A 12,674-nucleotide genomic window follows, 5' to 3' on the forward strand; every position below is an offset into this window, starting at 1 on the left:
CCGCCTGATGCGCTACGCTTATCAGGCCTACAGACTTAACAGCAACGCGGAACAACCAAGGGGTTGGGAAACGTGAAAAGGAGGGATTAACGATTATATTGTGCTAAGAGTGAAGGGATCTCTTCTGCCAGCACCGGGGGAGAAATGAAAAAGCCTTGAATTTTGTCACAACCAATCTGCATCAACCGCTCCAGCTGGGACTGGGTTTCCACCCCTTCGGCAAGAACTTCAATGCCAAAACTATGCGCCAGTGAAATAATACCCTCAACAATCTTCGTTGATCGGGTGTCGGGCTCAATACCGGTGACAAATTCCTTATCAATTTTTAAAGTGTCAAAAGGATATTTCAACAGGTAATTAAGATTAGCATGGCCGGTTCCAAAATCATCAAGTGCAAGCTTGACCCCTATCGCCTTTAATTCCGTCATATTTTTAGCCGCAATCTGGCTGTCACACAGCGGTGACGTTTCCGTGACCTCTATTTGGCATCGATGGACCGGCAGTCCGGAAGTGGCAAGATTTTGTCTGACGCGTTGGGGTAGCAGAGGATCGCAGAATTCAAGCGCGGAAATATTGACGGATAATACAATGGGGTCAGGCCAGGAAGTTGCAACATCCCACGGCGAGTGAGTAACCATATCTTCAATGGAAATAATATTGCCGCTATCTTCCAGTAAGGTAATAAAAACATCGGGAGAGATCATACCCATCTGAGGACTATTCCAACGCATTAATGCTTCAAATCCGCTTATACGCTGGGCATGCAAATTGAAAATAGGCTGATAAACCATATAAAGTTGACTGGTATTCAAAGCCTTTTCAAGCGCAGTTAGCACCTCATTGGAATTAAACATTCCCATCTCCCTCTACAAATCATAAAATTAAAAACCAGTCAAAATCACTCCCAAATTGTATCTACTATTAGGTGTATTACATCAGAAAAGAATGGTCAGGTTAGGGTAAAAAAGACATACGATGGGTAAATCTGACAATTAACTTATTTAAATCAGAGGTATTGGTCAGGCCAAGTTTGGCGACGACTCTCATCTTATGTGCCTGAATCGTTTTATAGTTCAGGCTAACTAACTCAGAAATTTCTTTGGCTGTATAACCACTTACCAGTAAGTTCAGGATCTGCTGTTCTCTTTCGGTTAATCTCTTCTGCGAACGATACAGTCGGGGGTTCCATTTCCCGACTGATAATTTCGCCAATTGACCAAAATCGCGCAGTGAAGATTTTTCAGTCAAAACTATTGTTTTTTCGACATATAATAACTCTACGCATAATTTCGCCACCAAACTATCAGCAACAATCACCACGACGTTATTATAAAATTTGAATCGGTTTTTATTCAAAAACTGAACAATGTCTGAACACGCTTGTTCATTATCAATGATATTAAAAACCATGGTTTGATGCTGGCATAATGATGACTGATGCAACATATCCTCAAACTGGAATGTTTGTATCGGTACATGTTTGCTGGTCAGGTAGGCAAACATACCATTGCCCACAAAATTATCACTGCCACACATCAACATCCTGTTCACCGTTCCTTATAAGCTTCTAATCTTGTTACTCATTAAAAATTTAATAATGATTTTCTCGACTTCAGTCTCTTCACGACGATTTTTAAAGTCGAACTCACATGAGATCTGATGACAGGAATACAACTGGTTATCCTCATCAAATTCATTGATCGGGACGACATCGATCACTTTTAAGTCCAGTTGTAAACTGCCAAAGGTATCGAAATCCAGAGATGCATTTTTAATCACCGCATCTTTATAAAGAAAACGGGCGTTTACATCTTTAACGATTAACGCACAACCACCCTGCGAGATATTTTTAATCTTGAGAGAGTAGTTTTCTCCATTTTTGTAACGACCAAAACAGAAAAAGTCATAACCCTTCAGGAATGAAAAACGCTGATTTTGTCTCTGCTGGGCAAAGAAAATCATATCCGGGATGAAGTAGGATAATCCTGCTTCCGCACCTGCTGACGAGGTTTGTTCGAACCTGGCAGTAAACTTTACAATCCCGCTTTCACTGTGCAGGATAAAGTATTGGACCTTTTCAGGAACAATGTCTCCGTGTCCGGAGATGACAAACCGTTCGAAATCAATCTTCTCTAACTGCGTGATAACGCTACTGTCTCCACACAGGATTTCCAGTTTCGTTTTCTTATGAAGCTCTTCACGAAGGATAGCGATGATTTCAAACTTGTCTTCCTTTGCTAAGCCAAAGCTCATTCTAAAACCCTTATTTCCATATTTAAGATATGTCCCGCCTTTGGTTACTCACAAAACGCGAGATCAGCATCCACCCCTGGTGCTTAATTACCATAGTGGATTCCATGTCAAACAGTTGGTTAAAAATTAAGTTTTTAACTATCTTTAGTCAGTTATTGATACGTAAAAACATTTAATCAGGATTAATTCTAGCTCAAGCCAGGCCTAAAACCACGCGAACTTGCGTACTGGCTATAACAAAAGCGAATAACAAAATTTTTTAAAATGAGGTTTTGAGATAACAAATAGCAAGAATTGTACAGAAAAAAATAAAGCTATCATGATGGAGGGGCTAAGCAACATGCGGGTTGGCGTGCTATCGCGGGGGATAAGAGAAGATGTTTACTGCACTCTATCATTAACTAAAAATATAGCTCTGACTCGTTATGCTTCTAAATTGAATAATTGCAATTTATATATGCTTAATAAATTTACCTTAAGTCAGAAAAAAAGCCAGCATCCTGCTGGCCCGGTAAGTACCGAATCGAACTATAGTGGCTTGCTATCTTACAGAGGGCACAACGTTAAAAATTCAATACCGCTGCTTAATTATTGATCGGGATGAATCTGCGATGATCATCACTGCTCCCGCCAACATTAACGTGTCTTTCAACACCAACCGTCCGGCGCCTGACAAGTACGGAAATCCGTGGTGTAAATCCCCCAGCGGCATTACCCATGCTTCCGGCGTGGTTATTAAAAATGATAAGGTAACAATTGGTGTGGCAAATGCCAGAACGCCACCAATTAATCCCAACCAACGGCTAACAGGATTAGCCAGCACCAGCAAAGCGATAAGAACTTCGACTACGCCCAGGCCATTTGAGAACGTATACGTGTTATTCGCCGTCTGCCATTCACGAGCCTGCGGTTTGAATTCACCTTCGTGGGTTAAATGTTGTTTGTATTCTTCTGGATGCTCATAAAAAAATGACATTACCGGACTATTGGCGACAAACGGCGTAATGCTGTCGGCTTCGTAAGGTACAAATTTTAATAAACCAATCCAGATAAAAACAATCGCGATACTCAGGCGAATCAAGGTTAATCCAACTCTATCGCCTTTGCCCAATATACGAAGATACTTTTCCATCCCGGCTCTCCTCACTTGTACAAAATTGCCGTTGCGTGAGTGCTGCTATCAATGCGCATTGAGGTAATTTTCCAGGAAGTCGCATTCTTTTCCTGCGCCAGTTTCGCAATGGCATCTTCCATCACGGAAGGAGAGCCAGACACGGCTGATACGCTAACGTGGGCAACCTCTGTTTGCGCTAACGCGGAAAATGTCACCGGAGCAGTCAGCAACACAGTCATTAGTAACGTAGACTTAAACATGTTCATTTCTATTTCCATTAACGAGTTATTTCAGTGGGAATATAATAAAACATGTCACTTTATTTTATTTCATCCGTAACGCCAGAATAACTGTCAATTAGTATCAGGAGTATAAAAAACAAATAAAAAAAAGCCCCACACGGGTGGGGCAAATATGCAGACTACGTTATTATCATTTTATGAGAGAAAAGAGATCGTTTAATGATTCGCTCATACTTGGATGGGTAAATATCTGGTCACGCAATGTGGTATAAGGTAACCCCGCATCCATAACCGTCTTGATGATATTAATCATTTCATGAGAATCCACGCACAGCAGCGATACGCCTAATATTTGTTTCGTTTCACTATCCACCACCGCTTTAAGAACACCACGCGTATCATTCATCACCCGCGCTCGCGGGATAGCCGCTACCGGCAACGTCACGACTTGCACCGCCGCACCGCTGGCGCGAGCCTGTTCTTCAGTCATTCCGACGCGGGAAAGCGGCGGCGTCATAAAGACGGAATACGGTACGTTTTGGCGATCGCCCGTGTTACGTAACCCCTCGCCTAGCAGGTTGTCACGCACAATACGGAAGTCATCCAGCGAGATATAGGTAAATTGTAATCCACCAGTGACATCGCCCATTGCCCAAATATTGTCTGCCGATGTACGCAAATATTTATTCACAACAATGGCACCACGATCGTTTACATCCACACCCGCTTTCTGCAATTGCAGGTTTTCTGTCGCCGGTTTGCGACCTGATGCTACCAACAGCGCATCCACCGTCTGGCCCCCCTCCGGAATGTGCAGCTGTACTGCACCATCATGCGAGGAGACCGACTGCACGTTGGCATTGAGGATCAGCTCGACGCCTTTGTCGCGTAAAATGTTGGCGATAGCGTCAGCAATATCCCGGTCCTCACGAGGCAAAAACTGCGGAGCTGCTTCATAAATAGTGACTTTGCTACCAAAGTTGGCAAACATCGATGCGAATTCAACGCCGATATACCCACCGCCCAAAATGCCCAGACGCTCTGGACGTTGCGCCAAATTCAACAGCCCGGTGCTGTCAAATACGCCAGGTGTCGTGGTTAATCCCTCAACGTTTGGAATCGTTGACTGGGCGCCAGTATTAATAAAGATTTTCTCGCCGCTCAGCTCAATCTCGCCTGTTGACTGCACGACTCGCACAGTATGGTTATCAACGAATTCAGCACGACCTTCAATCACATCCACGTTTTCCAGATCGGCAAGATTATGGAAATTTTTATCGCGCAGAAAACTGACAACAGAGGCCTTGCGTTGCATTGCTTCGGCAAAGTCATGCTGAAGTTCAGCATCATGTACCAGGGTTTTGGTTGGGATACAGCCGATGTTGATGCATGTCCCGCCATACATGGTGTTTGACTGTTCAATAATCGCTACCCGCCAACCCGTTTTGGCCAGTGTTGCCGCCAGCGTTTTACCCGCTTTGCCAAATCCAATAATAATCGCCTGATACTGATTCATGCTGTCTCTCCGCCAAGTCACTGTTCGTTTGATGAACTGAAATATAGCTCTAACTCTGCCAGAACAATGTATCCACAACTCGCCAATAACTGTCAGATCGTCTAAATCAGCCTTAAAGATGACTAACATTTCGAGAATGAATTATTACACTAACACTTTGAAGGTATTAATATAATAATAAAATAAAGAGATAATATCGTTTCAATAAACGACAACAAAAAATGTTCAGGAGTCTCCATGGATGCCCTTAGCCGATTACTGATGCTTAACGACCCACAAGGCTCAATTGACCAAAACTGCCTACTGAGCAGGGACTGGCAACTGCCGCACGCAGCAGGTGAATTGTCCATTATCCGCTGGCATACGGTCACACAAGGGGCAGCCCAACTGGACATGCCCGATGGAACATCTTTTACTCTGCGGCCCGGTACTATCGTGATCCTGCCGCAAAACTCCGCACATCGGCTCTGCCAGTCTGGCGATGAACAAACACACATTGTTTGTGGCAGCCTTCGATTGCACGCTTCCTCACGCTATTTTTTAACTGCGTTACCGGAAGTATTGGTTCTGGCACCTGATGAAAATAGCCCTGTCAGCCATTGGCTCAAGGCCATGATTGCGTTGATGCAACAGGAATCCATGAGTACTCTGCCAGGTTCCAGTGTAGTCTGCAGTCAACAATGCGCCACACTGTTCGCCTTAGCCGTTCGCGAATGGTTAACCAGGGCGACCCCCGTTCAAAACGTGTTGAATCTACTGCTTCATCCCAAACTAGGGGCTGTCGTCTTCATGATGCTGGAGTCACCGGCGTTTGCCTGGACCGTCGAAGAATTGGCGAAACGTGCACATATGTCGCGGGCCAGCTTCGCGCAGCTATTTCGTGAAGTCTCAAACTCCACGCCGCTCGCAGTATTAACCACTTTACGCCTGCAATTCGCTGCCCAGATGCTGTCTCGCGGGTCGCAGCCATTGGTTGTGGTGGCCGAGTCTGTGGGCTACGCCAGCGAATCGTCATTCCATAAAGTCTTTTTACGGGAATTTGGCTGCACGCCGGGCGAGTACCGCAAACGCGTGAAGGCACTGGAGGTATAACGCAGCGCCTGCTTCGGCAACAAATCCGAATGCAGGCGCGCGCTTTAGAGCATTATTTTTGACCGCGATGTCTGTGCAGCCACATCAGCTTATACGCAGCCGGAATAATGAATAGCGACAGCAATGGTGCGGTGATCATACCGCCAATCATCGGCGCTGCGATGCGGCTCATGACTTCTGAGCCAGCTCCCGTCCCCCACAAGATAGGTAACAGACCCGCGATAATCACCGCCACGGTCATCGCTTTTGGGCGCACGCGCAGCACGGCACCGTGATATAACGCTTCATCCAGCTTGTCCGCCGTAAAGGTTTGCGGATTTTCCAGCACGGGTTCGGCTTCAATAGCGTGGCGCAAGTACATCAGCATCACCACGCCAAACTCCGCAGCAACACCTGCCAGGGCGATAAATCCGGTTCCGGTTGCGACCGACATATGGAAACCCATCCAGTAAAGGAACCAGATGCCGCCCACCAGCGCAAAAGGCACGCTGGTGATAATCAGCAGCGCTTCGCCAAAGCGACGGAAGGCCAGATAAAGCAAGACGAAGATAATCATCAGCGTCATTGGCACCATCAACTTGAGCTTATGGCTGGCGCGCTCAAGCAGCTCGAATTGCCCTGAAAACGCCACGCTGGTCCCAGGCTTTAACTGGACCTTTTCAGCAATAGCCTTTTTCAGATCGTTTACCACTGAGACCATGTCACGATCTCGGGCGTCGATGTAAATCCAACTGGTTGGTCGCGCATCTTCGGTTTTCAGCATCGAAGGCCCCGAAACCACCGTCACATCGGCGACATCCGCCAGCGTAATTTGCTGTTTCATGGGCGTCAGAATCGGCAGATTACGCAATGCTTCCGGGCTATCACGATAGCTCTGCGCATAGCGCAGGTTGATAGGATAGCGTGCAATCCCTTCCACCGTTTCGCCCACCATTGCCCCTCCTACCGCTGAAGTGACAAACAGCTGCACAGCACCTACGGTCATGCCGTACCGGGCCGCTTTTTCACGATTAATATCTACGTTGAGATAGCGTCCGCCCACCAGACGCTCGGCCAGCGCCGAAGAGACACCCGGCACGGTTCTGGCCACCTCTTCAATTTGCTCCGCCGTGGCGTCGATATCTGCCAGAACATTACCCGACACCTTAATGCCAATTGGGCTTTTGATCCCCGTAGAGAGCATGTCGATACGGTTACGAATCGGCGGAACCCACAGATTCGCCAGCCCCGGCAAGCGTACGGTTTTGTCCAGCTCGGCGATGATTTTGTCCATCGTCATCCCCGGACGCCACTGGTCCTGCGGCTTCAGTTGGATCGTCGTTTCAACCATTTCCAGCGGCGCGGAGTCTGTTGCGGTTTCTGCCTTACCGGTTTTACCAAACACGCGCGCCACTTCCGGAACGGTCATAATCAGCTTGTCGGTTTTCTGCAGCATATCCGCTGCCTGCGCCGCTGAGATCCCCGGCAATGTCGAAGGCATATACAGCAGATCGCCTTCGTTAATCTGCGGCAGGAATTCACCACCGACTTTATTCAGCGGGTAGACAACCGTCAGTATTGAAAGCACCGCCACCAGAATGGTGGTCTTGGGCCAGTGCAACACCTTCAGCAACAACGGATGGTAAATACGGATCAGAAAACGGTTAAGCGGGTTGCTACTTTCGGCCGGTATTTTTCCACGGATCCAGAATCCCATCAGGATCGGAATAACCACAATCGCCAGAAATGCCGCCCCTGCCATGGCATACGTTTTGGTGAACGCCAGCGGGCCAAACAGTCGCCCTTCTTGCCCCTCAAGCGTGAAAATGGGGATAAACGACAACGTGATGATCAACAGGCTGATGAACAATGCCGGGCCGACTTCTACCGAGGCGTCAGTAATAACCTTCCAGCGCGTTGCGTTATCGAGCTTTTCATTCGGATGCTGATGCCCCCACTCTTCCAGCCGCTTATGGGCGTTTTCAATCATCACGATTGCGGCATCAACCATCGCCCCGACGGCAATGGCAATTCCCCCTAGCGACATGATGTTGGCGTTCAAACCCTGGAAATGCATCACGATAAACGCGATACACAGCCCCAGCGGCAGGGAAATAATCGCGACCAGCGCCGAACGCAGATGCCACAGGAACAGTGCGCACACCAGCGCCACGACGATAAACTCTTCCAACAGCTTGTAGCTGAGGTTATCAATGGCGCGATCGATGAGCTGACTGCGATCGTATGTTGTAACTACCTCTACGCCTTCCGGCAGGCTGCTTTTCAGCGTGTCGAGTTTGGCTTTAACGGCAGAGATCACCTCACGCGCATTTTTACCGGAACGCAGGATAACCACCCCGCCCGCGACTTCGCCTTCGCCATTTAGTTCGGCGATCCCGCGGCGCATTTCCGGCCCAATCTGTACGCGCGCCACATCGCGCAGGTAAACAGGTACACCGTCGGCCCCTGTTTTCAGAACGATGTTATTGAAATCATCGAGCGTTTGCAGGTATCCACTGGCGCGGACCATATATTCCGCTTCAGCCATCTCAACAGATGAGCCGCCCGCTTCCTGATTCGACGTATCCAGCGCCGATTTCACATCCGCCAGGCTGATGCCATATTGCGTCAGCTTCATCGGATCGATAACGACCTGATACTGTTTAACCACGCCGCCTACCGAAGCGACCTCCGCCACGTTAGGAATCGTTTTTAACTCATACTTTAAAAACCAGTCCTGAAGAGAGCGTAATTCCGCCAGATCATGTTTCCCACTGCGATCCACCAGCGCGTACTCAAATATCCAGCCGACGCCCGTGGCGTCCGGTCCCATTTCCGCGCTAACGCCAGCCGGTAATTTTCCCTGAACCTGGTTGAGATACTCCAGTACGCGCGAGCGCGCCCAGTAAGGATCGGTACCATCTTCGAAAATGACGTACACGTAGGAATCACCAAACTGCGAGAAACCGCGCACGGTTTTCGCACCCGGTACCGACAGCATGGTGGTGGTCAGCGGGTAGGTCACCTGATTTTCAACAATTTGCGGCGCCTGCCCCGGATAACTGGTTTTGACGATCACCTGAACATCAGAGAGATCGGGCAGCGCATCAACCGGCGTATTGATGATGGTCCAGGTTCCCCAGACGCTAAGAAACAGCGCCCCCATCATCACCAGAAAACGGTTTGCCACCGAACGACGGATAATCCATTCAATCATTTATCATGTCCTCAGTGTGAATGGGTCGCCTGGGCTGGCATGGCGGCTGCGTCTTGCGCCTTACTGTTCTGGGCGCGCATACGGTCCAGTGCGCCAGAGATATTCGCTTCGGAATCAATCAGGAACAGGCCACTGGACACCACTTTTTCGCCTTCGGTCAGGCCGGAGCGGATAGCCGTCAGCCCCTGGGATTCATGGAATACCGCAACCTGTTTCGGCACAAATCGGCCTTCGTTATCAACGGTGATGACCCGCTGCTCGGTACCCGTATCAATCAGTGCTTTAGACGGGATCAGCAGCATTGGCTCGCTTTGTGTTTTCAGTTGCAGGTAAGCATTCATCCCGGGCTTGAGCGCCTCGTCGGGGTTATCGACCTGTAAACGGAGCTGGAGCGTACGCGTGGTAGCATCAACGCTTGGTAAGATACTCCACTTGCTGATGGTGAAAGTCTTATCCGGCCAGGCGGGCACGGTGATGGTAAATTGCGAGGCATCTTTAATCAGCCAGGCGATAGATTCCGGGACCGACGCGCTAACCCATACCGGGTCCATACCCTGAATTTTCGCGACCACATTGTCTTTGGAAATGTTCATACCGGTACGCAAATCGAATGCGGTGATCACCCCATCGATAGGCGCTTTCAGGGTAAAGCGAGTCTGAATTTTACGCGTCGATTTTAAGCGCTGGATATCTGCTTCAGGCATTCCAGCCAGACGTAATCTCTCCAGAATCCCTTCCACCTGCGTCGCGCTACCGCCCGTTTCCCGCAGCAATAAATATTCGCTCTGCGCCTCAACCCAATCAGGAATAGTCAGGTCGATCAGCGGCGAACCCTTCTTAATTTTGTCCCCCACGGTCAGCGGGTAAACCTTCTCGATAAAGCCCGCAGAGCGTGCCTGGACAATAACAAACTGGTATTCGTTATAACTAACGTTGGCCGGGAAAGTTTGCGCGTAGTGCAGTGGTCCACGACGCACTGGCTCTGTTTTCAGCCCCAGGTTCTGGGTCTGTGTAGGATCGATGCGCACGCCAGGCGATGACGCGTTCGCGGTCTCTTCATCGGCATATTTCGGGATCAGATCCATATCCATAAACGGCGATTTACCCGGTTTATCAAAGCGCGTGTTCGGATACATGGGGTCATACCAGAACAACACTTTTCTGGCTTCTTTTTGCTGAACTGGCCCGGCTACAGACGATATTTTTGCCGATGAATAATAAGTATAAACACCGACAGAAATAATCCCGCCGGCAATCATGCTACCGAGAATAAGCGCGGTATTTTTAATATTTAAAGACGCCATAGTGATTTCCATTGCGCGATAGTCTCACCCGCGTTCGCAAAAAACTCGGGCAAGAATAAAAGAGACCAGCGAGAACGTTATTTACTGATGTGAATATCGCGTAACACAGAGAGATTTCCCTGCTGAACAAATGTAAACGCGACCTTATCGCCTGGCTTAATATCATCAGCCTTCGTATCAGCAACCAGCGTAAAGCGCATCGTCATGGCCGGCCAGTTCACCGCTGGAATAGGGTCATGCTTAATCGTGATTTTTTTACTCTCCATATCAACAGCTTCAATCACCCCGGTAGCGCTAATGAGTTGTTCCTGTTGAGCCGCTGGCTGCATATTCATCATCTCGCCATGCTGATTTTCATTGGCCTGGGCGTTAAACATAGCCACAGAGAAAAGGCTAAACAGTACGGCTTTGGCGGTAGTATTCATACATCATGCTCCTGAAAAGTTAATATTAAGGATTACTCCACCCAACCGCCGCCTAAGGCAGCAAACAGTTTAATTTCATTAACCTGTTGGGCGTAATTAAGATCGAGCAGCGATTGCCGCGTAGCGAATGAAGAACGTTCTGCGTCTAATACTTCGATATAGCTAACTGCGCCATTCTGATAAAGCGCTCTGGCGCGCTGTAGTGTGATTTGCAATGAATCCAGATAACGCTGCTGCCCACTAATTTGATCGGCAATGCTTTGGCGTAACACCAGTGCATCCGCCACTTCTTTAAACGCGTTCTGAATTTTTTGTTCGTAATTCACTACCGACTGTTGCTGGCGAATTTCTGCCAGGTCGAGATTGGACTGATTACGTCCGGCGTTGAAGATTGGAATATCTATTTTGGGGACAAAATTCCACATGCCGCTGGAGGCATTAAATAAATTGGAAAGATCGCTACTGCTACTGGACACGGAACTGGTCAACGTTATCGACGGAAAAAATGCCGCCCGCGCAGCACCGATATTGGCATTTGCCGCCAATAATCCGTGCTCAGCTTCCATAATATCCGGGCGCTGCAACAGTATTTGCGACGACAACGATGGCGGCAGCGTTACCGGTTTAATATCCCCACGGCTGCGCGCCTGGTCATCGGGTAATTTCCCGTATGTACCCAGCAACAGTTGCAGCGCGTTATTGGCCTGTGCCAACTCACCTTTACGCTTGGCAATTTCGCTACGCGTACTTTCAATCAAACCGCGCGCTTGTTCCAACGCCAGTACGTTGGTGCTACCGGTTATCAGTTGCTTCTCTACAAAAGCATAAGAGCGCTGATAGTTTTGCAGCGTTTCTTCGGCAACTTGCAACTGCGCGTAAGCCAGACGCTGGTTGAAATAGCTTTGCGACACGTTGGAAATTAATAAGATATGCACCGCCCGACGCGCCTCTTCGCTGGCGAAGAAGTTCTGCCGTTCGGCTTCACTCATATTTTTAAGCCGCCCAAAGAAATCCAGGTCGAAACTGAGATTGAGTCCAGCTTCGAATTCACGATCGGTGCTGCTATCACCTTTTAATTTACCGCTGTAGGTACCGCTGGAGCCTGCCGTGATTTGCGGATAACGGTCAGCGTCCGTGACGCCATACTGCGCTCGCGCTTCCTGAACCTTCAGCGTCGCCATGCGTAAATCGCGGTTATTGATCAGCGCCTCACCAATCAACGCCTTCACCTGGTCGTCAACAAAAAAGGTTCGCCACCCCGTGTCCTGGTATTCACCAGGAGCCGACACCAGGGAATTCTGGCTTAAAGAAAATTGCTGTGGCACCGGCAAGGCCGGGCGCTGATAGTCCGGCGCCAATGAACAACCAGCGAGCACGAATATAGCGCTGAGAGTAAGAAGCTTAAATTTGCTCATAGTTCTTCTCGTCCTGACCGGACTGATGTCCCTAAAATAAGTAGGAATTTATAGTCTTGTACTTTAACGAAGTGACTCTGTTTAACCGGTGACAGGAAAATGACAAAACTGTCATTT

At 48.5% G+C, this 12,674-nt stretch carries 11 protein-coding genes; 1 reads left to right on the forward strand and 10 read right to left on the reverse strand.

Going from position 1 to position 12,674, the window contains the following annotated elements:
- Positions 1–86: 86 nt before the first annotated feature.
- From OGY17_RS06235 to rclA, 6 genes are all read right to left on the reverse strand, one after another.
- Positions 87–854, reverse strand: coding sequence for a putative bifunctional diguanylate cyclase/phosphodiesterase (locus tag OGY17_RS06235; protein ID WP_234096049.1), 768 nt, complete (start codon positions 852–854; stop codon positions 87–89).
- 100 nt (positions 855–954) lie between these two features.
- Positions 955–1,536, reverse strand: coding sequence for a helix-turn-helix transcriptional regulator (locus tag OGY17_RS06240; protein WP_003831148.1), 582 nt, complete (start codon positions 1,534–1,536; stop codon positions 955–957).
- Between the two features lie 21 nt (positions 1,537–1,557).
- Positions 1,558–2,253, reverse strand: coding sequence for a flagellar brake protein (locus OGY17_RS06245; RefSeq protein WP_103015057.1), 696 nt, complete (start codon positions 2,251–2,253; stop codon positions 1,558–1,560).
- A 571-nt stretch (positions 2,254–2,824) separates the two neighbouring features.
- Complete coding sequence (rclC, locus tag OGY17_RS06250) at positions 2,825–3,385, reverse strand: reactive chlorine resistance membrane protein RclC (protein WP_008784029.1); 561 nt, start codon at positions 3,383–3,385, stop codon at positions 2,825–2,827.
- 11 nt (positions 3,386–3,396) lie between these two features.
- The gene (gene rclB / locus OGY17_RS06255) at positions 3,397–3,627 is read right to left on the reverse strand and encodes a reactive chlorine resistance periplasmic protein RclB (protein WP_286606709.1); all 231 of its coding nucleotides are present in this window, start codon (positions 3,625–3,627) and stop codon (positions 3,397–3,399) included.
- Between the two features lie 172 nt (positions 3,628–3,799).
- Positions 3,800–5,125, reverse strand: coding sequence for a reactive chlorine resistance oxidoreductase RclA (rclA, locus tag OGY17_RS06260; RefSeq protein ID WP_079934818.1), 1,326 nt, complete (start codon positions 5,123–5,125; stop codon positions 3,800–3,802).
- 237 nt (positions 5,126–5,362) lie between these two features.
- Between rclA and rclR the strand changes: the two genes are divergently transcribed.
- Positions 5,363–6,217 carry a reactive chlorine-specific transcriptional regulator RclR gene (gene rclR / locus OGY17_RS06265; protein ID WP_252430753.1) on the forward strand — a complete coding sequence of 285 codons (855 nt, stop codon included), beginning with the start codon at positions 5,363–5,365 and terminating at the stop codon, positions 6,215–6,217.
- 52 nt (positions 6,218–6,269) lie between these two features.
- Here rclR and OGY17_RS06270 read toward each other — a convergent pair whose 3' ends face one another.
- The 4 genes from OGY17_RS06270 to OGY17_RS06285 all read right to left on the reverse strand — a co-directional run bounded on the left by OGY17_RS06270 (position 6,270) and on the right by OGY17_RS06285 (position 12,557).
- On the reverse strand, positions 6,270–9,413 hold the full coding sequence (locus OGY17_RS06270; protein ID WP_186413630.1) for a CusA/CzcA family heavy metal efflux RND transporter: 3,144 nt from the start codon (positions 9,411–9,413) through the stop codon (positions 6,270–6,272).
- 11 nt (positions 9,414–9,424) lie between these two features.
- Complete coding sequence (locus OGY17_RS06275) at positions 9,425–10,717, reverse strand: efflux RND transporter periplasmic adaptor subunit (RefSeq protein WP_252430755.1); 1,293 nt, start codon at positions 10,715–10,717, stop codon at positions 9,425–9,427.
- 77 nt (positions 10,718–10,794) lie between these two features.
- The gene (cusF, locus tag OGY17_RS06280; protein ID WP_204557271.1) at positions 10,795–11,142 is read right to left on the reverse strand and encodes a cation efflux system protein CusF; all 348 of its coding nucleotides are present in this window, start codon (positions 11,140–11,142) and stop codon (positions 10,795–10,797) included.
- Between the two features lie 32 nt (positions 11,143–11,174).
- Positions 11,175–12,557, reverse strand: coding sequence for an efflux transporter outer membrane subunit (locus OGY17_RS06285; protein WP_204557266.1), 1,383 nt, complete (start codon positions 12,555–12,557; stop codon positions 11,175–11,177).
- Positions 12,558–12,674 lie beyond the last annotated feature (117 nt).

Origin of the sequence: Citrobacter sp. Cpo126, from assembly GCF_030332445.1 — a bacterium.
GTDB lineage: Bacteria > Pseudomonadota > Gammaproteobacteria > Enterobacterales > Enterobacteriaceae > Citrobacter > Citrobacter portucalensis.

Coding starts and splice junctions, on each gene's coding strand:
- OGY17_RS06285 (WP_204557266.1), bottom strand. CDS start 12,557: ATGAGCAAATTTAAGCTTCTTACTCTCAGCGCTATATTCGTGCTCGCT.
- rclA (WP_079934818.1), bottom strand. CDS start 5,125: ATGAATCAGTATCAGGCGATTATTATTGGATTTGGCAAAGCGGGTAAA.
- rclC (WP_008784029.1), bottom strand. CDS start 3,385: ATGGAAAAGTATCTTCGTATATTGGGCAAAGGCGATAGAGTTGGATTA.
- OGY17_RS06235 (WP_234096049.1), bottom strand. CDS start 854: ATGTTTAATTCCAATGAGGTGCTAACTGCGCTTGAAAAGGCTTTGAAT.
- rclR (WP_252430753.1), top strand. CDS start 5,363: ATGGATGCCCTTAGCCGATTACTGATGCTTAACGACCCACAAGGCTCA.
- rclB (WP_286606709.1), bottom strand. CDS start 3,627: ATGTTTAAGTCTACGTTACTAATGACTGTGTTGCTGACTGCTCCGGTG.
- cusF (WP_204557271.1), bottom strand. CDS start 11,142: ATGAATACTACCGCCAAAGCCGTACTGTTTAGCCTTTTCTCTGTGGCT.
- OGY17_RS06245 (WP_103015057.1), bottom strand. CDS start 2,253: ATGAGCTTTGGCTTAGCAAAGGAAGACAAGTTTGAAATCATCGCTATC.
- OGY17_RS06240 (WP_003831148.1), bottom strand. CDS start 1,536: ATGTGTGGCAGTGATAATTTTGTGGGCAATGGTATGTTTGCCTACCTG.
- OGY17_RS06270 (WP_186413630.1), bottom strand. CDS start 9,413: ATGATTGAATGGATTATCCGTCGTTCGGTGGCAAACCGTTTTCTGGTG.
- OGY17_RS06275 (WP_252430755.1), bottom strand. CDS start 10,717: ATGGCGTCTTTAAATATTAAAAATACCGCGCTTATTCTCGGTAGCATG.